At 58.4% G+C, this 20,612-nt stretch carries 27 protein-coding genes, 2 tRNA genes and 1 pseudogene; 5 read left to right on the forward strand and 25 right to left on the reverse strand.

Annotated elements, in window-relative coordinates; all coding sequences use genetic code 11:
• Positions 1-744 precede the first annotated feature (744 nt).
• Positions 745-1,836 carry an IS5 family transposase gene (locus ACH79_RS39640; RefSeq protein WP_161853322.1) on the forward strand — a complete coding sequence of 364 codons (1,092 nt, stop codon included), beginning with the start codon at positions 745-747 and terminating at the stop codon, positions 1,834-1,836.
• 1,146 nt (positions 1,837-2,982) lie between these two features.
• Here the strand turns inward: ACH79_RS39640 and ACH79_RS39645 are convergent.
• From ACH79_RS39645 to ACH79_RS39660, 4 genes are all read right to left on the reverse strand, one after another.
• Positions 2,983-3,330, reverse strand: a complete 348-nt coding sequence (locus ACH79_RS39645; RefSeq protein ID WP_161855629.1) for a ferredoxin — start codon at positions 3,328-3,330, stop codon at positions 2,983-2,985.
• Positions 3,331-3,391: 61 nt separating this feature from the next.
• Positions 3,392-3,649 carry a hypothetical protein gene (locus ACH79_RS39650; RefSeq protein ID WP_202639129.1) on the reverse strand — a complete coding sequence of 86 codons (258 nt, stop codon included), beginning with the start codon at positions 3,647-3,649 and terminating at the stop codon, positions 3,392-3,394.
• A 1,153-nt stretch (positions 3,650-4,802) separates the two neighbouring features.
• Positions 4,803-5,003, reverse strand: a complete 201-nt coding sequence (locus ACH79_RS39655) for a hypothetical protein (RefSeq protein ID WP_161855630.1) — start codon at positions 5,001-5,003, stop codon at positions 4,803-4,805.
• A 433-nt stretch (positions 5,004-5,436) separates the two neighbouring features.
• Positions 5,437-5,513: transfer RNA gene (locus ACH79_RS39660), tRNA-Glu, on the reverse strand.
• A gap of 432 nt (positions 5,514-5,945) precedes the next feature.
• On the opposite strand from ACH79_RS39660, the gene ACH79_RS39665 reads away from it, so the two are divergent.
• Both ACH79_RS39665 and ACH79_RS39670 read left to right on the forward strand, forming a co-directional pair.
• On the forward strand, positions 5,946-6,167 hold the full coding sequence (locus ACH79_RS39665; RefSeq protein WP_161855631.1) for a hypothetical protein: 222 nt from the start codon (positions 5,946-5,948) through the stop codon (positions 6,165-6,167).
• Positions 6,168-6,271: 104 nt separating this feature from the next.
• Entirely contained in the window at positions 6,272-6,493 is a 222-nt protein-coding gene (locus tag ACH79_RS39670; RefSeq protein WP_065755502.1) for a hypothetical protein, read from the forward strand.
• A gap of 1 nt (position 6,494) precedes the next feature.
• Here the strand turns inward: ACH79_RS39670 and ACH79_RS39675 are convergent.
• A tRNA-Ser gene (locus tag ACH79_RS39675) sits at positions 6,495-6,580 on the reverse strand.
• Between the two features lie 448 nt (positions 6,581-7,028).
• Between ACH79_RS39675 and ACH79_RS39680 the strand changes: the two genes are divergently transcribed.
• Complete coding sequence (locus ACH79_RS39680) at positions 7,029-7,241, forward strand: hypothetical protein (RefSeq protein WP_161855632.1); 213 nt, start codon at positions 7,029-7,031, stop codon at positions 7,239-7,241.
• Positions 7,242-7,578: 337 nt separating this feature from the next.
• On the opposite strand, the gene ACH79_RS39685 is transcribed toward ACH79_RS39680, so the two are convergent.
• The 17 genes and pseudogenes from ACH79_RS39685 to ACH79_RS39760 all read right to left on the reverse strand — a co-directional run bounded on the left by ACH79_RS39685 (position 7,579) and on the right by ACH79_RS39760 (position 17,653).
• Positions 7,579-8,028, reverse strand: a complete 450-nt coding sequence (locus ACH79_RS39685; protein WP_057861994.1) for a Rieske 2Fe-2S domain-containing protein — start codon at positions 8,026-8,028, stop codon at positions 7,579-7,581.
• Between the two features lie 409 nt (positions 8,029-8,437).
• Positions 8,438-8,629 (reverse strand): hypothetical protein, encoded by a 192-nt coding sequence (locus ACH79_RS43450; RefSeq protein ID WP_202639382.1) that lies wholly within the window; start codon positions 8,627-8,629, stop codon positions 8,438-8,440.
• On the reverse strand, positions 8,589-9,785 hold the full coding sequence (locus ACH79_RS39690) for a DegT/DnrJ/EryC1/StrS aminotransferase family protein (protein WP_161855633.1): 1,197 nt from the start codon (positions 9,783-9,785) through the stop codon (positions 8,589-8,591). Before ACH79_RS39690 ends, ACH79_RS43450 begins: the two co-directional genes overlap by 41 nt.
• Positions 9,782-10,051 carry a hypothetical protein gene (locus tag ACH79_RS39695; RefSeq protein WP_161855634.1) on the reverse strand — a complete coding sequence of 90 codons (270 nt, stop codon included), beginning with the start codon at positions 10,049-10,051 and terminating at the stop codon, positions 9,782-9,784. Before ACH79_RS39695 ends, ACH79_RS39690 begins: the two co-directional genes overlap by 4 nt.
• A gap of 34 nt (positions 10,052-10,085) precedes the next feature.
• Positions 10,086-10,445 (reverse strand): DUF3024 domain-containing protein, encoded by a 360-nt coding sequence (locus ACH79_RS39700; RefSeq protein WP_161855635.1) that lies wholly within the window; start codon positions 10,443-10,445, stop codon positions 10,086-10,088.
• A gap of 15 nt (positions 10,446-10,460) precedes the next feature.
• On the reverse strand, positions 10,461-10,700 hold the full coding sequence (locus ACH79_RS39705; RefSeq protein WP_065755480.1) for a nitrogen fixation protein NifZ: 240 nt from the start codon (positions 10,698-10,700) through the stop codon (positions 10,461-10,463).
• Positions 10,697-11,017: a nitrogen fixation protein NifZ gene (locus ACH79_RS39710; RefSeq protein WP_065755481.1), complete on the reverse strand. Its 321-nt coding sequence runs from the start codon at positions 11,015-11,017 to the stop codon at positions 10,697-10,699. Before ACH79_RS39710 ends, ACH79_RS39705 begins: the two co-directional genes overlap by 4 nt.
• 11 nt (positions 11,018-11,028) lie before the next feature.
• Positions 11,029-11,787: a 4Fe4S-binding leucine-rich repeat protein gene (locus ACH79_RS39715; protein ID WP_161855636.1), complete on the reverse strand. Its 759-nt coding sequence runs from the start codon at positions 11,785-11,787 to the stop codon at positions 11,029-11,031.
• Positions 11,777-12,314 (reverse strand): annotated as a pseudogene (locus ACH79_RS39720) (hypothetical protein). The gene ACH79_RS39715 and the pseudogene ACH79_RS39720 overlap by 11 nt, the downstream one beginning before the upstream one ends.
• Positions 12,311-12,652, reverse strand: coding sequence for a hypothetical protein (locus ACH79_RS39725; protein WP_161855637.1), 342 nt, complete (start codon positions 12,650-12,652; stop codon positions 12,311-12,313). The pseudogene ACH79_RS39720 and the gene ACH79_RS39725 overlap by 4 nt, the downstream one beginning before the upstream one ends.
• 14 nt (positions 12,653-12,666) lie before the next feature.
• Positions 12,667-12,891: a 4Fe-4S binding protein gene (locus ACH79_RS39730; RefSeq protein ID WP_065755485.1), complete on the reverse strand. Its 225-nt coding sequence runs from the start codon at positions 12,889-12,891 to the stop codon at positions 12,667-12,669.
• Between the two features lie 10 nt (positions 12,892-12,901).
• Entirely contained in the window at positions 12,902-14,464 is a 1,563-nt protein-coding gene (gene nifB / locus ACH79_RS39735) for a nitrogenase cofactor biosynthesis protein NifB (protein ID WP_161855638.1), read from the reverse strand.
• 273 nt (positions 14,465-14,737) lie between these two features.
• Positions 14,738-15,604, reverse strand: coding sequence for an SIR2 family protein (locus ACH79_RS39740; protein WP_161855639.1), 867 nt, complete (start codon positions 15,602-15,604; stop codon positions 14,738-14,740).
• A complete protein-coding gene (nifT, locus tag ACH79_RS39745) occupies positions 15,601-15,822 on the reverse strand; it encodes a putative nitrogen fixation protein NifT (protein ID WP_057861984.1) in 222 nt (73 codons plus the stop codon). Before nifT ends, ACH79_RS39740 begins: the two co-directional genes overlap by 4 nt.
• Positions 15,823-15,838: 16 nt before the next feature.
• Complete coding sequence (nifS, locus tag ACH79_RS39750) at positions 15,839-17,026, reverse strand: cysteine desulfurase NifS (RefSeq protein ID WP_161855640.1); 1,188 nt, start codon at positions 17,024-17,026, stop codon at positions 15,839-15,841.
• On the reverse strand, positions 17,023-17,313 hold the full coding sequence (locus ACH79_RS39755; RefSeq protein ID WP_161855641.1) for a NifU family protein: 291 nt from the start codon (positions 17,311-17,313) through the stop codon (positions 17,023-17,025). The genes nifS and ACH79_RS39755 overlap by 4 nt, the downstream gene beginning before the upstream one ends.
• 16 nt (positions 17,314-17,329) lie before the next feature.
• A complete protein-coding gene (locus tag ACH79_RS39760; RefSeq protein WP_161855642.1) occupies positions 17,330-17,653 on the reverse strand; it encodes an iron-sulfur cluster assembly accessory protein in 324 nt (107 codons plus the stop codon).
• 279 nt (positions 17,654-17,932) lie between these two features.
• On the opposite strand from ACH79_RS39760, the gene ACH79_RS39765 reads away from it, so the two are divergent.
• The gene (locus tag ACH79_RS39765) at positions 17,933-18,523 is read left to right on the forward strand and encodes a hypothetical protein (protein WP_065755490.1); all 591 of its coding nucleotides are present in this window, start codon (positions 17,933-17,935) and stop codon (positions 18,521-18,523) included.
• Between the two features lie 15 nt (positions 18,524-18,538).
• Here the strand turns inward: ACH79_RS39765 and ACH79_RS39770 are convergent, their stop codons facing one another.
• The 3 genes from ACH79_RS39770 to ACH79_RS39775 form a co-directional block, all read right to left on the reverse strand.
• Positions 18,539-18,946 carry a Rieske 2Fe-2S domain-containing protein gene (locus tag ACH79_RS39770; RefSeq protein WP_246738323.1) on the reverse strand — a complete coding sequence of 136 codons (408 nt, stop codon included), beginning with the start codon at positions 18,944-18,946 and terminating at the stop codon, positions 18,539-18,541.
• 215 nt (positions 18,947-19,161) lie between these two features.
• Entirely contained in the window at positions 19,162-19,296 is a 135-nt protein-coding gene (locus ACH79_RS44905) for a hypothetical protein (protein ID WP_256380292.1), read from the reverse strand.
• A gap of 1,023 nt (positions 19,297-20,319) precedes the next feature.
• On the reverse strand, positions 20,320-20,523 hold the full coding sequence (locus tag ACH79_RS39775; RefSeq protein WP_057861979.1) for a hypothetical protein: 204 nt from the start codon (positions 20,521-20,523) through the stop codon (positions 20,320-20,322).
• Positions 20,524-20,612: the final 89 nt, after the last annotated feature.

Raw genomic sequence — 20,612 nt, forward strand, 5'->3', positions numbered from 1 at the left:
AGACTGAAAGGCCCTCTCTTCGCTATTAGCTCGGCCGAATGCTGGGTGCGCCTTCGCTTACTTAGTTGATTCATTGACGTGATTTGTCGTGCGTCGCTGAGAATTTTCAGCGCCACGTAAAAAGCGCGTGCTGTTCATTCTGTTTCCGCAGCGCGGTTTTGTGCCTCGCAAGCACCATCGCCGGCCGCCCTATTCTTTCTCGCGAGTGGCTACGCGGGGGTACCTGCTCGTCAGTATAGTCTTCAACGATCAATTCCATCTCTGTGGATGTAAGTTGCCGGAATTGCCGAGCCTTGCGATCAGCTATGACCTTTATCTTATCAAACTCAGTCGACATTCTTTGAACCATTGAATTCACCAAGTCAGCAGCAGCACAATCGGTTGCGTACACTAGTAAGGTAGCCAGTCCGGTGGACAGCCCCTGATTCAGGTAGGTGAATCAAACACGAAAAGACCGCGTTCTTCTGCGCATGCGGTCTCACATGCGGCGTCACGCCAATAGCGGGAAGATTGGCGACATGATCGGCGCGGTGCCACTTGCTGCGTAACCCTGCCGGCTACAGCCTGCCCATGCCGGTTCTCCATGCTGGCGTGGAAATTTCCGCCACTATCATCGTCGCCGCTGCCGTCCTTGGGGCGAAAGGCTCTTCTATGAAGCTAGCAGGCTGCTGAAAAAGTCGTTTTGCGAGGCGATCGGAGTGTGATTCTGTGCATGTGGTTGATTCCTTTCGACTGAGGATCGGGATGCGCGGCGAAGATGAGCATGCGGAACGCCTTTTCAGCTACGTGCGGCTGGAGACACGGATCCCTACGGACCATCCGCTGCGAGCGATCCGGGAGCTTGTTGACGCGGCGCTGAAGGATTTGTCGCGATCGTTCGATCGACTGTATGCGCGCGAAGGACGGCCGTCGATCCCGCCGGAGCGGCTGTTGCGAGCGCTGCTGCTGCAGGCGTTCTACACGGTGCGCTCGGAACGGCAGCTGATGGAGCAACTCGACTACAACCTGCTATTTCGCTGGTTCGTCGGCCTGTCTGCGGACGATACGGTGTGGGACGCGACCGTGTTCTGCAAGAACAGGGACCGCCTGCTCGACGGTGATATCGCGGCGAAGTTTTTCGCGAGCGTTCTCAACCTTCCGCAAGTGAGCAAGCTGCTGTCCAGCGAGCACTTCTCCGTCGACGGCACGTTGATCGAGGCCTGGGCCAGCATGAAGAGTTTTGTGCCGAAGGATGGCGATGGCAGACCGCCGGCGGCCAAGGGCAGTGGCGGGCGCAACGCCGAGCGCGACTTCCATGGCGAGAAGCGCAAGAATGACACGCATTCTTCGAACACTGACCCGGATGCCAGGCTGTTCCGCAAAGGCGCCGGCAAGGAGGCCAAGCTCTGTCACATGGGTCATCTGATGACGGAGAACCGCAACGGGCTGATCGTCGATGCGCGACTGACCGAGGCCAACGGCACCGCGGAGCGGACCACCGCGCTCGACATGATCGAGGATAATGCCAAGCCTGGCAGCACGGTGGGCGGTGACAAGAACTACGACACTGCCGACTTCGTCGCAGGCTGTCGTGAGCGCGGCTGCACCCCGCATGTCTCCCAGAACAATGCCAATCGCCGCTCGGCGATCGATGCGCGCACCACCCGTCATCCCGGCTATCGCATCAGCACGATCAAGCGCAAGCGGATCGAGGAGCCGTTCGGCTGGATCAAGACCGTTGGCGGGCTGCGCAAGACACGCCATCGCGGCCGAGGATTGGTCGAGTGGTTCTTCGTATTGACCGCGACCGCCTACAACCTCGTTCGCATCCCGAAAATTCTGGCAACGACGGCATGAGTCTGTCTGGAGCATCGAAAATGAAGCAAAATCGCCTCCGAGACACCGCCTACGGCGTCGTTCAGACCTCGGAAGTCGCCGCATCCTCGCGCCGATCAAGAAAATCGCTCCTGCAATCAGCTTTTTCAGCAGCCTGCTAGAGGCTTCGATCAGCGTTCCGATCTACCCGAGAAGTGCTCGCCAACAGCTGCGCCTTGACCTGCGGATAGTTCAGAAGCCGGGTCATGAAGTGCGTGGTTCTTGGTGAAGCTGGTCAGGTCGCGGACGGGATCGTCGGGCGAGAGCCCCATGAACTGGCCATGCAAAGGATTGCAGACCAGTTTGCTCGATCAACTGACGCTCACAGCGATGCGTAGAACACGTTCAGCAGCAAGGCACTCAACAATTGCTCCGCACGGATCAATGACCCCCTCCCTGGCATAGAACCTCCCAAGGCCGCTTCAAGTCACTAAAAAGAAACCGCTCTGATCCGCCCTGCAACGCATGATCATTGCCACCGATTCGAGATGACAAAGTGAATCGTCAAGTCGTCTTGCTGAGGGTAAACTGCGTCGCGTTCGCATGCCCCACGGGCAAGCACTGCGTCGGCAACCGCGGTGCGCATGTCTAAATTATCGCGGTCCAGCTTGGTGACGCGTTAATTATGTGCGCTGCGAATCTTGCAGGCTTCATCGAAAGCAACGTTGACGGCCGGGAAATTGATATCTTTCATGGGCTGCCTGAGGCTAATGAGGAAAGGGCCGTGCAGATTGATGCAGTCGACACGTGCTCCTCCGGTTGCCTAAGGTCGCGCTTGGATCAAATCGGCTCCATCCCTTAGCGACGGAGTTCATTTCTGCGGACAGTTTCGGCCATAGCTCTGCCTCCGATGAGCTAAAGGTTTGGTTCTTGGGAGCGTACATTACGAACTAGGTCTCGAGTTGCTCATGAATATCAATTACATTCCAAACCTATTTTGCGCTGGAATCATGATTCCGATTTGCTCCTCGGACGGCGGCGATGTGCTCACATTTCTGGCGAAGCTCTTCTGCGCAGCACAGGAGTTAGACGGTAGGCTGCTGCGCACCATGCGCGCGCAGAGGTTCGAACGTGCTAGCGACACAAATGTACTGCAAATCTGCGATTGCGAATTTGCGAGTCAGGACACTAGCTCCGCTTCAACACCATAACTAGGCGGTCGACACGTTTGCCTTCCTTCAGATGGGACGCGATGATTTCGTCGATATCCTCGGCGGTGGCCGGGCGGTACCAGATGCCGTCAGGATAAATCACCATTAAGGGACCTGCGCTGCAAAAGCCGAGGCAGCCCGCCGCTGTGAAGCCGACATCGCTGAGAGCTTGTGCTTCGATCGCCTTGCTCATCCTGTCCCACAGGACTTGCGCGCCGGCCGCGCCGCAGCTGCCGTGCGGATGTGTTGGCGGACGCTGGACGTGACAAGCAAAGACATGATGTCTGTAGAGTTGAGGAAGCTCAATTTTCTTTTCTGAGTTCATGCGCCTGCCATTCGTGCGATTGGGTTCATCTGAAGAGAGACAAGGTAGGAGTGCATCGCCCCTAGGGCTGAGGGTGTCTGCGCAAAGTCGTGAAGCTCTGCACCCATTGTCCCGTTGAGCGGCGCATACACAATCTGATGCTGCTTTGGCTCTTCACTGTGAAAGCACGCTGAATGACGCGGGCGCCGCAATGATCGCCCTCGCCGCCAAGATATGTCACGGACACCTCTAGCATCGGAAAGGCCTTTCCGATCAGGGCTTCAATGGCTGGTCCGATCATCGCCATTTTCCTTGCTCCCGCGTTGCCTGTCTGCTCCATCATCCGTCTTCATGCAAGCTTCGAACCAAGATGCGGGAGGTCGTGCTTCTGCGCCGATCGTTCTCAATCTGTCGAAGTAGAACTACCAGTCATTGTCACGTTGGCTACAGAAACGATCTCTTCTGTGGCGGAGGCGACAAACATCGAGCCGCACACGCGGATCGCAGCTTTTCGGCAGCGGGGCCAAACTAGCCGGAAGATCCCCGTTCTTCCGGATGGCCCGGCTCTTGCAATGTCACGCGGCAGGAGGATTGTAGCGATCACCATGACTGTCGTCTTCTCGCAGGAGCCTATGCATTTCGGCGATCTTCCCGATGGGATCGATGCTTTGCTGCAACAAGGCTTGATCCGGCGCGAACCGACCGCATCTTTAGGCAAGCGCTGGACCTTCCGACGAGAGGCATGTGATCACCGAGCTTGGCTTCCGCGAGATCGCAAGCCAAGCTGGCTAGGAGCCCGACTGGCGCCGATGGCAAACCGCAATCAGCGATACCAGTGGCGCTGGCCCTTCACGCTGTACGCCTTGAGGGCGCCTGCCTTCGATCGATTGATTCCTGGGCGGAGACCTCGATTACAAGGCTACGGTCAACGGATAAGCCCTTTGAATTGCCGCGCGTGACTGGGGTTTGTACTTCGCAAGGATGTTCCCACTCCCCCTACGCGCACGGCTAATCTGGTTTCGGCGAGTCTGAAAGAACTCCCGATACAGGATCGTTATATCACCCTAACGATCCTGTTGCGTCTGGGCCCAAACATCCCCCTCCAGCCCAGACGGAGCCCTCGGCGGCGTCGAGGCCGCCGGGGGCTTTCTCTGCTTTCAAGCGTGCCTTGGATGTCACTAGCACCTGCTCGGTCACGGCGCCGCCACAAGGGCGCATGTCATCGGGAGTAAAGGCCGGGCCCGACTTCATCCGAGCAAAAGCGGCTGGCTTCCATGTTCGCCACGTTGCCGGCCTGCCCCACTTCGTAAACAGCGTGGAACCGTGCAGCTCGCGCTCACCCGCACGCGACTTGTGGATCTCGCATATGGAGAGGAGCAGCCGCCAATTCTCTTAAAGCACGCCGGCGTCTTATCGCACGCCAAGAGCGAACAGAAAGACAAAGGGCAAGCGCGACGAGTCCCACCTACTCTTTAGGGTGCCGCCATCTTTCATCATACCGGGTTGCCGGGCTGGTTGCGTCTCCAGTCGGCGAGCGTTGACAGCGCGAGGTCGAGCTCGCCGCGCGCGGATTCGTTGTCACTTGTCTCCTGCCATACGAGGCGCATCCAGGCGAGCCAGGGATCGCGCTCGGCGCCGCCGATGAAAGAATCGAGATAGCGCTGGCCCGCTGAAATGGCTCTTCTCGGGCGCATATAGCCTTGGCCCGCCCTTCAGTCGGTGAGATAGCACTTGAACATCTCCTGGTGACTGGTTGATAACCTTCATGTTGGCGCGAAGGTTTGGTCGCAATTCATCGCCCGGTCGTTGGGTAGCGCATGGTGGTTGTGAGCGTACGAATTCCTTCTGTACGTTATTCCCGAAACTAGGCACTCGCACTCGTACTTCTGGTATCTAGTTCTGTTCGGCTTAACGTCACCGCTGCACTTCCCATTGTTGTCGCCCTCTCTCTCGTCTTGTTAACCGCGTGAGATTCAACGGCGTCTGGCAGGACATCACAAAGGGATTATCTTGGCGGCGTCCGGATTGGCCGGTGCGTTCGCCGGTGCCTTGAAGCCATTCGCGTGACAGGGGCCAAGTGCTTTTTTGCGGTCAGGTTAACGAGCAGACAGCTGAAGGAGTTGAAGTTGGTCCTGCCAACGGGAGTTCAACCCGCGAAATCCAGCGTTGAAAGCGCCGACCATTTAGCACCAGGGGATGGCAGGATGGTCGAGCTGTCCGCATCGAACCGAACATCTCCCTGTTTGGAAGACAGGCACGCAGCCCACTACGCCACGCCGCAAAACTTGGTCGTGTCTCAGTTGGCTAGCGCAAGGAGGGGAATAATGGCCTATTATTTGTTGGATACACCTGTCCTAGCTGCGGTTTTGAAACAGACACAACCAATTGCGACGGTGCGACGGGATTGTTGTATGGAATGATGAAGATCGTGATTCCGCTCATTGCGCTGGTTGCGGAAGAAAACTTTCGACGATCACTTGCCGCGAGTGCGAGCGGACTTTTGGTCTCTGATCTAGATTCTCCAAACTAATACACTACCTAAAATTTTATCGACCTGAAATGAATTTGGTTGTATGGAACATCACGTTCTACCTCTCAACCGAAAGACAAGAATGGTTCAGATCTCAGGATCTGTCTTGGTCAATGTCACCGGTTTAGCCGCGGCTGGCACGGTAAGCGCACCCGGCCTGAGGGTTGGTGATCGCGTCATCCAGGCGACCGCCGCCTCACTCGACGGAAACGTCAACATCTTCGAGGCGGTCGTTACCGTCGATGACGAACTGCAACAGTTTGGGGCCTTCGGGTCTTCGACGGCGGTGCCGTTCGAGATCCTGGCGCTGCGCCTTTTGATCCTTTAGAAATTCGATCTATGGCGCAGGGCGCGGGAATCCTTCTCATGGCTCGTGGCCAGAAACATGATCTCCGGTATATTATCGCCGGGAACTCTATGGAGAGTGCAGGCATGGCGAAAGAACCTGATGGTCTCGAGCGTGTCGGAGAGATCGAGATCGACGAGTCGGCTGCGATCACAGTTGAGCAGATCGACGACGAGATAACCGTCGCTATTGCGAGCATTGTGGGCGTTCATTTTCAGGTGACGGCGGATCAGGCGCTTAAGCTCTCTCGCGCCCTGGCTGTGGCCGCCGAGAGTGCGGCGAAATTCCGTGCATCAACCGAGACGTAGCCGGAGAGTATAGGGAATCGAACCTGTGCGTCCCGAAGGACTCAACGCGTTAGCACCGCGTTGGCTTACCCGTTGGGCCCACTCTCCGAACTGAGCGAAGTTAACGTTTGAAGGTACTTGACGGGAATTGCGGCCAGACCTCATGATCATCGCCGTTGGGACGAGCGATCTTTAAGCTTGGGTCCCAACACTCCTCGCCAGAGCAAAAGATGCCGGGGCGTGCTCTCGCCAGCCCACCACGTTCCCACTTTATGGTGATCGTGGACGGAGTCGAACTGGCATCCTCCGATTTAGGAACCAGCGCTCTGTCTAGTTGAGCTACACGACCATCGATTGTTTCTTCTCCGGCGCAGGTGTGTCGAGTTTTTTTAGAACAGAGCGGGAGTCGAACCCGCCTGTCCGGTTTTTTAGACCGTACTCTAACCGCCCGGGTCTCTCGCCAAACGACGAGTTCTAAAGCCACAGATTATTTGTATTTTTCGCGCGCAATCCGTGCCTCGGCCGCTATATTGGAGGTCAAAGGAGAATGTTTCTCATGCCAAATCTTTGGACTGGATCGCAGTGGAAGGTAACGAACAAAGGCGTCGAGACCATCGACAATAGATATTTTATCGAGAAAAGCCGCGTTTACGACGACGAAGGCGGGCAATGGACGTGGGAAGATCAGATGGACGAAAAGGGCTGGGTCGACATGGCCGACTTTCGCCGCGCCTTGGCCTTCGCCCGGACCAAGTGGCCCAAAAAGTAATGGCTGCGCGCACAGGAGGCGAACCAGTCTGAGCGTCCTAGCCGATCGGCCGGCGCGCGATGACGGTCTGGGTAGCGTGCTCCGACCACCCGCCACGCGGAGCTCTTCCACACGAGCTTTACCCAGGGAAAATCGCGCCCCTGGCAGGAGCCAATCCTGCATGCTCCAGTTGCGGTACTTGTGCTTCGTACGCGCAGCGCATGACTCCGCGAGCGTGCCCGGGCCATGATCTCTCACCCGTTCGAAAGCAGCGACAGGCGCAGGCCTGGTGAGTCTTCATGAGAACGACGGCGCTTTCCCAAAAGACTGCTCAGCCAAGGTCATGAGATCATGTCTGTTAATCCGGATGGATCATAATGTCCATGGTTTCGTCGCTGTCCTCAAACGGATCGGCAAACCCCTTGTCCTCTACCAGCTTCACGCCACACAGGCAGACCTCGCCGTCGATCACGGCGAGCGCGACCGGCTCAAGGGCTTTTCCGTTGCAGGGGCCATCGATGCAAAACCCGCTATCGATCTCGAACGTCGCACCGTGCCGGCCGCATCTAATAAAGGCGCGGTCCGACGAGAAAAATCCTCCGGCGCCGATGTTGAGCCAGACGCCGTCATGCGGGCAGCGGTTGACATAGCCGTGATAGGCATTTCCGAATGTCCGCACCACGACAATCGGAAACGGCCGGCTCTCGCCGCTTTCATCGATCCGCGACAGGCTAAAGCCCTTCGCGCCGCCCCGCTCGATTAGATCGGCGTGACAAATGGCGAACACCTCAATCTCTTGGCTACCCATGTCGCGATGCTCCCTTGGCTCATGCTCGTCACGCTTTCCTGCCTGAAGGCGTCGACGACGGCACGGGTCAGCCGAAGCGCGCCAAAATCCACCGGCCAGCTCCTGGCAGGCATCGACGGCGCGCTGAGAATGCCAGAACCAAAGTGCGCCGCGAAGCCGGCCGGGGCTCACCAATCTCCACCGCTGTCCCGTTCAGGAACAATGATCTATTGCGAAATCCATTTGCCTTCTCTGCTATTTAACCCCGAGCCTGAACAAGCCCGAGCCGAAGCCCAAGGGCTCGATTCATGTTTTCGTTACGAGCACCTTGGGCTCGCGGGCGAGCCGGACGGGCCGCTTTCGAGCTTCTCATTCTCTTCGCTCGCTCTTCGCGCTTGCCATCGAGAGTTCCTTGCGGCCTCGTTGGCCCCTAGTCTGCCGCCTGCATTTGTCTGGAGTATTCGGGTTCTGCAGCACCGCCAACAGTGATGTAGCCTGAATGATCTCCATTATCTTGTCCCAATATGAGACCGTGACTGTCATTCAAGCCTTCCCTTTGCGTCGCATTGAATTCTTCGGCTCTAATAAATTGCTGCGCCAGCGCCGATGTTGATTGACGCATCCTTCACCGTCTCCACGATGAACTCAATTTGGTCGCTGGTCAGATGGGTGTGAAATGGCAGTGCCACGGCGCGATCGGAGATCTTTTCCGTGACTGGGAAATCGCCATGCCGATAGCCGACATCAAAATAATGCCGCTGCAAATGCAACGGATAGCAATAGGCGGCGGCCTCGACCTGCTCGGTGCGCAGGTCATCGACGATGGCATCGCGGCTGGAGCGCGTGAAGCGCGTCCCGAGATGGACAAGATAGAGGAACCAGTTCACCTCGGTCGCGTCCGGAGCCACGTAGGGCGGCTTGATACCCTCAAAGGATTGCATATGCGCATTGTAGAGCTGTTCGGCGAGCCGGCGCCGCTCCAGGATCTCGCCAAGCCGCCTTAGCTGCGCAAGGCCTAGCGCAGCTGTAAGATCGCTCATGCCGGCCTGGTGGGGCGCTGCGCTGCTGATGACAACGGAGAAGCGCTCATCCAGTCGATGTGCGCGATGGCGACGTAGGCCAACGGCCAAGTCGATGTCGTCGGTCACCACCATGCCGCCTTCACCGCAGGTCAAGGCTAGTGGCTGGGCGAAGTCGAACACGGCGATATCGCCAAAGCGGCCGACGAGCTCGCCCTTGTATCTCGAACCGATCGCTTCGGTCGAATCCTCAAGGAGCGGCAGCTGATGGCGCTGCGCGATCGCGCGCAGCTCCGACCATGGCGCTGGATGGCCATTCGGATTGCCACCAATAATCGCCCGCGTGTTGGCCGTGACACACTCTTCTACCTTCGCCGGAGTCAAGGCTCCCGACCAATAGTCGACATCGGCAAACACCGCCCGCGCGCCCACGAGACTGATAGCATGCACCGTCTCGCGAAGCGAATAAGGCGAGGCAATCACCTCCTGCCCGGGTCCGACGCCGAGCGCTTTTAGCGCGAGCAAAAGCCCGATCGTTCCGCTGGGGACGGCAACGGCATATTTGCGGCCAAGATAGGCGGCGAAAGCTTTCTCGAAGACGTCAGTGATGGCTCCATTGGAGACTCGCGGCGAACACAGCAGCGCTTCAACGGCAGAGAGCTCGGCGGAGGTTATATCGGGATCGGATAGCGGAATGAAGGAAACATCGGCCGCGTCTGCGCCATGGTTGCGACGCCCTGCGACTCTAACGCCGGTCACGGCCCGGTACTCCTTGCCGCCAGGAGGATGCCAATCGCCCGCGCAGGATCAGTCGTGATCTGCACGCAGCGATCGCAGCCATCGATCAGATGCAGGTCGAAATGCGGAAAACTCCTGAACGGCCGCTCCGTCATGTCAGAGGCATCACAGCGCGTCACGGCGAGCTGCGGAAAGCGGCGCCGCAGCTCGGAGAATGAGCTAGCATCAAGCTTCGCTTCCGCAAGCACGCGTTCGATTTCGATCAGTTCGTCTGTGCCAAGCGGCATCGCGGCTCCCATATAACTGGTTCCAAAATCAGCTTCATTGCCAGAACAGCCGCTCGGGATCGGTGTTCAATTCTTCGATTGCGGAGGTCAGGCGGTAGTAGATGCTATAAAACTCCCAGAGTCCGCTTGCGTGGTTCTTTCGAAACAGCTTCCACATCCCGTTCACCGTGTCATAGTGGACTAGCGCGACGTCGATGAGGCCGCCGTCCTTATCGATATTGTGAGAGCAGCAGGGACTCTCGATCAGATAGCCACCCCTCACCGGTTTCACATTCGGCGAGACATAGCGATAGCGCTGGCGCGAGCTCAAGGCGCGCTCGATCCGCTTGCAATCGAGCTCGTTCGGATGAGGATTAATCCCGATCCCTACTTTTCTCATTACCGCGGCATTCATTGCGAACGGCTCCCCTCAAAGCACTGTGATTTCTTCTTCAAGACAGCCGACGACCAGCCGCTCGCCATACTCGACGAGATAGATTGGCACGTTCGCTAAGGTATGCCTTCCGACCTGCACGATCTCGCCGATCGCTCCGGCGCCGATCAAGAGTCCGTTCGCCGGTGCGTCCGGAAAGGAGCCGTCGTTAATGAGGTCGACCGCCGCCTTGACGCGCTGGCCCCATTGGTACTTCGGCAGCCTCGGGTCGGTCACGGGGCGGCCTCTTCCGGCAACGGCAGGTCCTCAAGCTCCTCGCGCGCCACCACCGGCTCGAGCTCCTTGCGCTTCATGCCGACGCGGTTGCCGCTTTCGAGAAATTCGACGCCATAAATGTAGAACTGCTGCAGGAAAGTGCCGATTGAGACGACGTAACCCACCTCTCCCTTTTTGGCGAGGATCTCGCCAACTTCCTTGCCGGCATAAGTTCCATCATTGCGGATGGCGCGGTTCGCCCGCACCTTTTCGCCGAAGCTGAAGAAAGGCGGCCCGGTCAGCTCGACATCCTCACTGTCGCGAACGATGTTGCTCATGTCCCTCTCTCTCACGGTCGTTCGGGCCGGATCGCCACGCGCCCGCGGGCGACTTCCTGCACCATCGAGTCATCGTCCTCGGTCAACTCAGCCAGTTCGGCCGCTCTAATGCGGCTTGCCACCTCATAACGGACGCGCCAATCTGGATCGCGACGCAGCACGCTAAGCGAATCCGGAGATAGCCGCCGTGCGATCTCGAGCCGCACGCTCGAATCGTGATCATTGACCATGCCCAGAAGCCAGTCATAGGGAATGCGGAGCGCAACCACGCGGCGCACCTTGGGCTCGTCATCGTTCATGAGACGCCCAAGCAGCGCCGATGCGATCCGGCTCGCCACCACCAGGCGAACGTAATAGTCCTGATCCGACATCATTGGCGCCAGCTCCTCGCCTTCCAGCAAGGTCGCAACCCGCATCCTCACATCCCGATGCGGGTCGCTGCGTAGCCGCAGCACAAAGCGCTTGGGAAGTCGGCGCACCGCGTTCCAGCGCACGGTTTCCTCGGCGTCCTCGAGCAGCATCGGCAGTAGGAACAGGTTGGCGTGTCTGGCCGCGATCGCGCGCACCTCGAAATGCGGATGTGTGATGTAAGCGTCGGCTAGCTGCGGATTCCAGTTGAAGAAGCGGTCTATGCGCTGGGCATAACGGTCGTTGACGCAGGCTTGCGTCAAGCAGCAGCCGCCAGTGGCCCTGAGCCCGAGATGCCTGCAGGTGCCGCAGTCGATCTCATTGCCGAGCCAGTCGCGGGCCTCATCGATGTCATCGATCATCGTCTTGTCCTATCCGCTCAACCACGTCTAGGAGTACCTTGGCGCCGATTTTGTCGGTCGGGTCGAGCTCTACGAGCTTGCTGGGCGGCCGCGTGCCCTTCATTAAGATTGCCGAGCCGCATCTGCAGGTAGGCGTAGGCTTTCAGTGAAAATAAATAGAAGCGCGGCAAGCTGTTCTCATAGCAATCGAAAGCAGCATCGGTCGCGCTGACCTGCCGCCAGTCGTCTGAGAGACCGTTTTCACGCGCTGCCTTAGAAATGCAGAGCTTTGCGAGCTCCAACGCCTCGGCCAAGCGAGCCTTGTTGAAATAAAAGCGATAGAGTCCGATCAGGACGGCGGCGTGTCCCGGCGCTAGCGCCTGCGCTTCGTGCAGGTGTTTTTCCGCGATCTCGTCTAGGTGGTAGGTCTGCCCGGCCTGCCACAGATGATCCTCCGCTTTGCGCGGCAGGCCGTTTCCGAGTAGCGTGTGCGCGGTGAGCGCCCCCTTCCTCTCGAACAGCGGATTGCCTGTCCCATCGAGGTTCATCGGCAGCTTTCCTCTTCGAACGGGCAGCCTTTGCGGTGCTGCTGGAGCAGCACACCCAATCCTGGGAAGATCAGCTCGGTCTTAGCAGCGGTGTCGGTCAGATCGGTCGCGAGACGACCAGCATTGGCTGGTTCTCGGCATGGAGAAGCAACTTCAGGCTGTTGCGGGTCGAGTCCTTGCTGAACGGGCCGCGGTGCCGGGGCAAGACCTATATCGCCGGTACAGTCCTGGCAACCATCTGCCGTGATGGCGAGCCGGACGCTGGCGCCAGCGGTACAATCGGCGCGCAGCACGAAACTCGTGAGTTTTTCAGTGGTGGCCCCCAGCGTGAAAGTCATAGGCTCGAGCCTCTTTACGCCGGTGCCTGGTAGCGCGGCAATGAGGTGTCGACGACGCATGTATTATCGACCGGGCACACCGCGACGCATTGCGGCTCGTCGAAATGGCCGATGCATTCGGTGCATTTCTTCGGGTCGATGACGAACGCCCCGCCTTTCTCCGAGATAGCGACATTCGGACATTCCGGCTCGCAAGCCGAGCAGCTCGTGCATTGCGAGGCAATGATCTTGAACGGCATGACGTCTCCCTTAAGCAGCCGAAATCATCGCGCCCTGCCGGATCGCCGCCTCGCCCTTCTCGACATGCTGGATCTCGCCGCTTTGCACCTTCTCGAGATATGACTTGAACCAAGCGATCGCTGATTTTTCGATGAACTCATAGGCGTAGTGTTCGACTGGCTCGATTCCGGCCTTCAACAGATTGCTTTTCGGACAGCCGCCGATCTTGGCCACAAACACCGCATGGCAGTCGTTGATGGCGCGGATGATGATGGAAAGGCTCTCCTCCTGGCCATAACCGCCTCGGCAATAATGATCGACCCGGCGATGGCCAACGAATTTGGCACCCGTAGTGGAGAGTTCGTATACTTGGAACTCCTTGGCGTGCCCAAAATGCTCGTTGATGAGGCCTGAGCCCCTCGTCGCCACAGCAACCAGGAGCTTGATGCCGCTCATCTCGCTGGCGAGCTCGGCGAGCTCCTCTTGCTCGGCAGCAACCTTGGCGGCGCGCTTCTCCTCGACCTTGGCCTGATAGGCCTTGCGCATCTCCAGATCATAATTGACATCCATGGCCATAATCTTCTCGGTAGTGAACTCCGCACCTCGGTCCTCGCCGAGCAGGCCAACAGCGTCGGCGCGGCACTGCCGGCAGTGCCGCATCATGTTCGTCTCGCCTTCGCAGACATCCTGCAGCGCCTTCAATTCTCGCGAGATCGGACCCCGCTGGCCGTTGAGACCAAATACGGTGCCGTGCTCGGGCGCGGAGATCAGCGGCATGATGTTGTGTAGGAACGCGCCGCGCGATTTGATCGCCTTATTGACCTCGACGAGATGCTGGTCGTTGATGCCCGGGATCATCACCGAATTGATCTTGCAGAGAATACCCCGCTTGGTCAGCATCTCGAGGCCTTGCAGCTGGCGCTCATTGATGATCGTTGCGGCTTCGAGGCCCGTGTAGCGCTTGTGATTGTAGAAAATCCAAGGATAGATTTTGGTGCCGATTTCAGGGTCGACCATGTTGATGGTGATGGTGACGTGGTCGATCTTGAGGCTGGCGATCCTATCGACATGGTCGGGCAGCATGAGGCCGTTGGTCGACAGGCACAGCTTGATGTCGGGAGCGGCTTTGGCCACCAGCTCGAAGGTCTTGAATGTCCTTTTCGGATTGGCCAGGGGATCGCCGGGTCCTGCGATGCCGAGCACCGTCATCTGTGGGATGGTGGAGGCGACCGCCAGCACCTTTTTCGCCGCCTGCTCCGGCGTTAGTTTTTCGCTCACCACGCCCGGGCGCGATTCATTAGCGCAATCATATTTCCGATTGCAGTAATTGCATTGCATGTTGCAGGCAGGCGCGACTGCAACATGCATGCGGGCGTAGTGATGATGCGCTTCCTCGCTGTAGCAGGGATGGTTCTTGACCTTCTCCCAGATCTCGGTCGGCAGCTTAGCCTGGCTGGCTTGCGAGCCGCAGCTCGCCTTGCCGCTGGCGCCGGACGTGCCGCAGCCCTTGTGCTCGGCGATCACCTGCCTGATCTCGCCGATCTCGACGGCGCTTGCTGCCGCGCTTGCTTCGTCCAGCGCTGATACGTCCATCCTTCGATTCTCCCCTGCAGGCGGAAACTAAAAAGACGATTTGCAACTCGCGTGCCATGGCCAGGAATGGCGAGGAATTTTGATCTAAGCCAAAAGTGAGCCGCCTGCCGCGGTAGGCCGTGGAAGCAAAGCCGTCTGCACGAGATTAGAAATGTTCAAAGCGTGACAAGGCGTCTCGATCCTGACAGTGAGCGCAGTCAACCCTAGCCGCGAAATGCAGGATAACTTACGTGCGCCGGCAAGCGAGCAACATCGCCCCATATGCAAGGTCTGTCAGGCAGCGAGCAGGATCGCGGTCGCGCGCGGGAGCGGGATCGCAAGCGGCGTCAGCCCCTGTTCGACCAGGAAGCGCAGCTCATTCCTGGACAGCACACCCGGCTCCACGATGGCGTAATGAACACCGCTCGAGCGCTTGATGAGCTGCCGCGCATAGGTTCGCAGCAGCTGATCGTTGAAGCGGCAACCGATGAAGAGAAAGCATCGGCCACTGCGCCGCTCTTTCACCACATCGGGGATCGGCGTCTGAATGTCGATCTCGGTCAGCACCTCGACATAGTCAGCGTCCGAGATCAGGAAGTTCCTCGCAGGCAGTACGCCGCCGTGCGGCTTGTAGAGGACAGTGGTCCAGCTCTGCGCCGCAGCACGATCGACCTCTCTGCTCTCCGCATTATAGAAGCGATACCAGCGCTCCTCGCAGATGCCGGCGCGGGTGATGCCCTGCACCTCACCCCATCCCTCGCGCTTGCAAAGCGCCGTATGCATCGCGCTATCATACCAGGCATCGACGATGAGAGGCAGGGACAGCGCGGCGAGATGATGATGCAGTGGCGTCGGCTCGACCGGTGCAGCAAAGGCCTGCACCATCAATGCGGTCACGGTAGAACGATGCTTGTTGCTCTCGATATGCTGCGCCGACGCCCAGACATTGCACTTGGCCCGGCGCGGCAGAGCGACCTTGGTGGCAAAGAAGGCAGCCAAGGTCTCCGGAGTCATCGGCGCATCCGGTTTGGACAAATCGGCCAGGCCAGGTCCGAGATAGGGAACAATGCTGCCGGAACGCAGCCGGTTCGCCACGTCAGTGAGAATCGCCTCCGCATCGGCCGCGTTAACAAAGTCGATTTGCGGGACCGTCTTCATCACTCGTCCGCGCCCTCGCCACGCTTCCTGGCATTGACCGTGATCGGGAGCGGCGTATCGCTGGCCATCTCGGGCAGATCGAGCACCCAGCCATTGGCTATTTTGATCCAGCCGCCCCACAACATCTCGTGCTCCGATTCAACGATCGGCTCCTCGAGATCTTTTTTCGGCACGTAAATCGACAGGCCCGCCTCCGGAGAGCGGCGAATCATGATTTTCATCAGATCAACTCGTGTATCAGGGCGAATTGCTGGCGTGATTGGGATGCTCTCGAGACATGGTGCGCAGGTGAGCCACGATGCCGGACATTATTAGGACGACCTGATCGACTTCTTCGACGGTGGTTTCACGCGACAAGGAAAAGCGCACCGCGCCGCGCAGGCTCCTCGCAGGCACGTTCATGGCGCGCAGCACATGAGACGGCTTCATTGAGCACGAGCTGCAAGCTGATCCCTGCGAAGCGGCAATGCCCGCGCGCTTGAGATGATGGACGATTGCTTCGCCTTCGAGATCTTCGAAGGCGATGTTAACCGTATTCGGCAGCCGATTGCCGACATCGCCGAGCGCCATGCAGTGGCAGTTGTGCAAAATCGCCTGCTCCAGGCGATCGCGCAACGCACCAATTCGAACGCGCTCCGGCTCGAGCCGCTCGGCCGCAAGCTCTGCAGCTTTTCCAAGACCAATGATGCCCGGGATGTTCTCGGTTCCCCCGCGTCGTCGTCGTTCCTGTGCGCCGCCCCAGATCAGCGGCCTGAATTTCGTGCCTTTGCGTAAATAGAGCGCCCCGATCCCTTTGGGGCCATGCAGCTTATGTGCCGACAGCGACAGCATGTCGATAGCACTGTCTTTCAAGTCGATGGGCTCCCTGCCTACGGCCTGTACTGCATCAGTGTGAAACAACGCGCCCGCCGCACGCGCCAACCCAGCCAGAAACTCCACCGGGAAAATCGTACCGGTCTCGTTGTTGGCCCACATAACCGACACGATCGCCGTGCGTGGTCCAAGCGCCCAGCGAAAGGCCTCGACGTCAAGTCGTCCGCGCGAATCCACCGGGATCACGTGCGTCTTGATGCCCCTTGTCGCCAATTGCTCCACCATAGCTAGAATGGCGGAATGCTCGACGGAAGTGGTGACGATCTCGTCGCGCCCTTCCTGGGTCGCAAGCGCAGAAAGGATGGCGGTATTGTTGGACTCGGTCCCGCCGGAGGTGAAGACGATCTCATGATCGTGGGCGGCTCCCAGCAAATCCTGCAGGCTGCGGCGCGCCTTCCCCACCGCGCCCGCGACCTCGCTGCCGAAGACATGGCTGGACGAGGCATTACCGAACCGCTCTGTGAAGAACGGTAGCATGGCTTGCAAGACACACGGATCTGTCCGTGTGGTCGCATTGTTATCGAGATAGATCGGCACAAACACCTCGTTCAATGCCGCGTATTGCCGACGCCGGCGACCGGGATCAGGCGAACGAATTCGCCGAGCCTTTCGATCAGCCGCGCCTGAATGCTTTCTAGCGTCACGCTTGAAAGCTTGCAGAATGCGCAGGCACCAGTCAGCTTGACCATGATCTTGCTGCCCTCGGTCCGGACCAGCTGACAATCGCCGCCGTCGCGTTGCAGATTGGGCCGGATCTCCTCGATCACAGCGCGAATGAGTTGCTCCCGATCGCTCTCAATGATCGGCGCTTGCTTTAGTTGTTCTGGTTCCACCAGCATGCTTCGATTTCTCTTTTCATCTACTGAAGGATTTTCCGCAGGCGCAGCTCGAGCTGGCGTTTGGGTTGTCGAAGGTGAAGCCCGATCCCTCCAGCGCCACCACGAAATCGATCATCGTGCCGGCGAGGTGCTCGTGGCTCTTATTGTCGACAAACACCTTGATCCCGTCGCGCTCAATGACGGTGTCGTCGGACTTTGCCTCGTCGGCAAAACCCATCTTGTATTTGAATCCGTCGCAGCCGCCGGTCTCGACCATGATGCGCAGGCCGCTCGTCGGCTGCGCCGAAGCCGAGATCGCGCTCTTGAGCGCATTCACTGCGCTATTCGTCAGATTGATCATGGCACCCATATTTTCCCAACTCGTTTGCATGAGAATTGGCAAGTCGCATGCCAGCGCGCACGAGCCTGACAATGCTTACTTTTTTCAAAATCGCGCCTGTTGGCTTTGCGACGCGTGTCGGATTGCTGACAAAGGTTTTCGAGGTATCGCGGAAGCTTTTGGGCGTCTTCTTTATGGATTAGCCGATGAAGCGTTACGAACGCGACGGCAAACAATTTGCATTGCGTCTTCTGCCGCCGGAGTGTCCGGCGATTGTCTTGGATCGAGGGATGATTTTTTATGACTGCAATCGAGAACACCGCGCTAGGCCGGTTGGAGAACGAGGGACGCCTGCTCAATGCCATATTCAAGGGCGGGACCACCAAGCAGGGCCGGTTCGGCTTTCGCGGCGATATCGCCCTAAAATTCCAGGCCCAGGTCGCCGACGAGAAGCGGCCGCCCCACTATTCGATCGAGCAGGTACTGACGGTCGTGCAGGAGGGCGAACGCAGCATTTCGGTGCTTGCCGGCTATCTGCACTGCTTCGCTTATCTTGCTGATGTCGCAAATGTTCTTGACGGCGCGCTAAGTCCTGATGGCAGCTACTTCATGTTTTGCAACAACATAGACCTGTTGGCGAAATATCGAATCAAGCTCCGCGGTATCACCTTCAACGTGCTGCCGTGCGATGAATCCACCGTTTGGAAGGAAATGATGGACCTGGTCGGGGTCGACAAAAATGACATTAAGAAGCTCGACGCGCCCGGCAAGCTCGACTACCTGCTCGACGCAAGCAAGGGTGTCGATGCGTCCTATGATGAAATCTCTTACGAAGACGGCCTGAAGAGGATGGAACCAGTAAGAAACCGTAACGAGAACCGGCCGGTCTGAGCACCGGCTTCAACTTTAGCCAGAAGAATTCTCCCCCTGGACAAGCCGCACGCCGGTCGCGCAGATATCGCCGTCCAGCACCGTCAACGCGACCGGCGTGAGACTGCTGCCCTTGCACCGGCCGTCCACACAGCGGCCCGTGCCGAGCTCGAAGGTCGAGCCGTGTTTGCCGCACATCAGCCGCATACCGAGGGGATCGAAAAACTGGTTGCGTTCCCAGTCGAGATTGACGCCCGTGTGCGGGCATTTGTTGAGATAGGCAAACACCCGCTTGCCCCAGCGCACCACGACAATGGGCCATGGCCTGTGACCGCCGTCTTCGTCCACTATCATGAGGTGGAAGCCCATGGCGCGCTGGCTTGGAATATCGTTGAAGCCGCAGATTGCGTAGGCGATATTCGACTGCGTCCGCCGCTCGTTCATGACAAGAGAACCTTCAACTGATCATCCTGCGATGACTCTTGCAAGAATCGCGCAAAGTTCCGGATCGCCCTACCTGTCTTGGGAGTCCGACGCGCGTCGTCGCAAAACGAGAACCGCTCGATCATCGGACCAACGAGCTTTGTGGGATCAGGCACCTCTTGGCTGTTTAGGAATCGGATCGTAAAGCGGCGCGCTCGACCACGTAAAGCAAGACTCTATCTACGTTGTTCGCCGCCACGATGGTCCGAAGGCAGCAGGAGCACCATCGTGTGCCGAGATTCCGCGGTATCGCAATAGTCGACGAAGAAGCCGCCGGTTTCGTAGACGAGAAGCTTATAGAAGTCGGCCACCACCGGCTCGCTCAAACCAAGCCATCAGTTCATCAAGAACATGACTGCACCGGAACGCAGCACATGTTGGAAGAGAAGCTCTCGCGGCTTTCCACAGCCGCTATCCGGATGTGAACCGCTTCGTAATAAGAAATGTTCGCAGCAAATAATTGCGTTCTCTGGCCTTAATCCATGGTATTCTGACAGCTGATGATATTTTCGAATGTCCCGGCAGAGCCTGCCTGAGGTTTTTCGTGGTCCACCGCCCCCTCGCCGGAAGGGTCTATGTTGTTACCTGCCGCCGGAATCGGCCTCCGGCTCCAAGGCAATGCCTCTCACTCGATCGGCGCCTGCACGAGTGAACCAGCGCCGCGAGCTGCACTATCTCAACATTCTGAATATATAAAACGCGACGCGTAGACTGTGATCTTTCGTCATCCTTTCGGCTCCCGTCCGAGGAACGCATGTCACGCCCCGACGCGTTCGGCGGGACCGGCACCTTAGCGAGGCGTCAGTTCAATTGCTGTGCTCACGCGCTCGGGAAGTCGCCTCGGCGAGGGAAAGCTGAACGGAAGGGTGGCGTTGGCGAGGGCATCGAGCGCCGACCGTTTTTCCGACGGCCGTCGCTGGACCTATTGTCTCTCCAGCTCCGTCAGCTTGGTTTGAAGCAATTGCGCGCTGCGCGTATCGGGCGGGCAGCGCCGAAGGGCGCTCGCCCGCCCGGTAGCGGCGAATGTTGTTGCGATGCGTGCGCATGTGAGCAAGGCGCTCGTCGATCATCGTCGTTGACCCAGCATTTGCTATGTCAACTCCTTTGGGTGTGGGCGAGGGTGAAGGCAGTATCCGCAAGCGCTGCTTGCACAGCGCCCTCACCCCACGTTGTGGACTTGCTCTGACTGAATTGTCGCCCGAGAGAACACCGAAGACGGCGCCCCTTGTACCATATGGCCGCCTATCCGCACGCAATGAGGACGTTACCGCTGTCCCGGCAAGCGCCGGTGTACTGAGACTCTATCCCATTTTCTGCTTAGTTGTTTTACGTTGTTAGCGCGCGAAGCACGCCGGGTCGGTTAAGCAAAAAAAGAGATCGCAGATGCCATTCAACGGGTCCTCATCGCATTCAGGATATGACGTATTGGCTACGAGTACCTTGGTGTCGACCGGTGGTGCGGCACCATCAGCGGCGAAAGTCGGTACCGCCGCTGCAAGCGCGACGGCGCTCGCAGTAACAAACAGCAATTTTTTCATTCGAGACTCGCTTCCTTAGATTGGCCCCAGCTGCCCTCAACAGTCTTAGATGACGACCGCACAATTGGTAAAATACATTCTCTTGATCG

Origin of the sequence: Bradyrhizobium sp. CCBAU 051011, assembly GCF_009930815.1 — a bacterium.
Classification (GTDB): domain Bacteria; phylum Pseudomonadota; class Alphaproteobacteria; order Rhizobiales; family Xanthobacteraceae; genus Bradyrhizobium.

What these genes read in the sequence shown, in the direction of transcription:
- ACH79_RS39640 (WP_161853322.1), top strand. Translation starts at nt 745, where the DNA reads ATGCGCGGCGAAGATGAGCATGCGGAACGCCTTTTCAGCTACGTGCGG.
- ACH79_RS39645 (WP_161855629.1), bottom strand. Translation starts at nt 3,330, where the DNA reads ATGAACTCAGAAAAGAAAATTGAGCTTCCTCAACTCTACAGACATCAT.
- ACH79_RS39650 (WP_202639129.1), bottom strand. Translation starts at nt 3,649, where the DNA reads ATGGAGCAGACAGGCAACGCGGGAGCAAGGAAAATGGCGATGATCGGA.
- ACH79_RS39655 (WP_161855630.1), bottom strand. Translation starts at nt 5,003, where the DNA reads ATGCGCCCGAGAAGAGCCATTTCAGCGGGCCAGCGCTATCTCGATTCT.
- ACH79_RS39670 (WP_065755502.1), top strand. Translation starts at nt 6,272, where the DNA reads ATGGCGAAAGAACCTGATGGTCTCGAGCGTGTCGGAGAGATCGAGATC.
- ACH79_RS39680 (WP_161855632.1), top strand. Translation starts at nt 7,029, where the DNA reads ATGCCAAATCTTTGGACTGGATCGCAGTGGAAGGTAACGAACAAAGGC.
- ACH79_RS39685 (WP_057861994.1), bottom strand. Translation starts at nt 8,028, where the DNA reads ATGGGTAGCCAAGAGATTGAGGTGTTCGCCATTTGTCACGCCGATCTA.
- ACH79_RS43450 (WP_202639382.1), bottom strand. Translation starts at nt 8,629, where the DNA reads ATGCGTCAATCAACATCGGCGCTGGCGCAGCAATTTATTAGAGCCGAA.
- ACH79_RS39695 (WP_161855634.1), bottom strand. Translation starts at nt 10,051, where the DNA reads ATGCCGCTTGGCACAGACGAACTGATCGAAATCGAACGCGTGCTTGCG.
- ACH79_RS39700 (WP_161855635.1), bottom strand. Translation starts at nt 10,445, where the DNA reads ATGAATGCCGCGGTAATGAGAAAAGTAGGGATCGGGATTAATCCTCAT.
- ACH79_RS39710 (WP_065755481.1), bottom strand. Translation starts at nt 11,017, where the DNA reads ATGAGCAACATCGTTCGCGACAGTGAGGATGTCGAGCTGACCGGGCCG.
- ACH79_RS39715 (WP_161855636.1), bottom strand. Translation starts at nt 11,787, where the DNA reads ATGATCGATGACATCGATGAGGCCCGCGACTGGCTCGGCAATGAGATC.
- ACH79_RS39725 (WP_161855637.1), bottom strand. Translation starts at nt 12,652, where the DNA reads ATGACTTTCACGCTGGGGGCCACCACTGAAAAACTCACGAGTTTCGTG.
- ACH79_RS39730 (WP_065755485.1), bottom strand. Translation starts at nt 12,891, where the DNA reads ATGCCGTTCAAGATCATTGCCTCGCAATGCACGAGCTGCTCGGCTTGC.
- nifB (WP_161855638.1), bottom strand. Translation starts at nt 14,464, where the DNA reads ATGGACGTATCAGCGCTGGACGAAGCAAGCGCGGCAGCAAGCGCCGTC.
- nifT (WP_057861984.1), bottom strand. Translation starts at nt 15,822, where the DNA reads ATGAAAATCATGATTCGCCGCTCTCCGGAGGCGGGCCTGTCGATTTAC.
- ACH79_RS39755 (WP_161855641.1), bottom strand. Translation starts at nt 17,313, where the DNA reads ATGCTGGTGGAACCAGAACAACTAAAGCAAGCGCCGATCATTGAGAGC.
- ACH79_RS39760 (WP_161855642.1), bottom strand. Translation starts at nt 17,653, where the DNA reads ATGATCAATCTGACGAATAGCGCAGTGAATGCGCTCAAGAGCGCGATC.
- ACH79_RS39765 (WP_065755490.1), top strand. Translation starts at nt 17,933, where the DNA reads ATGACTGCAATCGAGAACACCGCGCTAGGCCGGTTGGAGAACGAGGGA.
- ACH79_RS39770 (WP_246738323.1), bottom strand. Translation starts at nt 18,946, where the DNA reads ATGAACGAGCGGCGGACGCAGTCGAATATCGCCTACGCAATCTGCGGC.
- ACH79_RS39775 (WP_057861979.1), bottom strand. Translation starts at nt 20,523, where the DNA reads ATGAAAAAATTGCTGTTTGTTACTGCGAGCGCCGTCGCGCTTGCAGCG.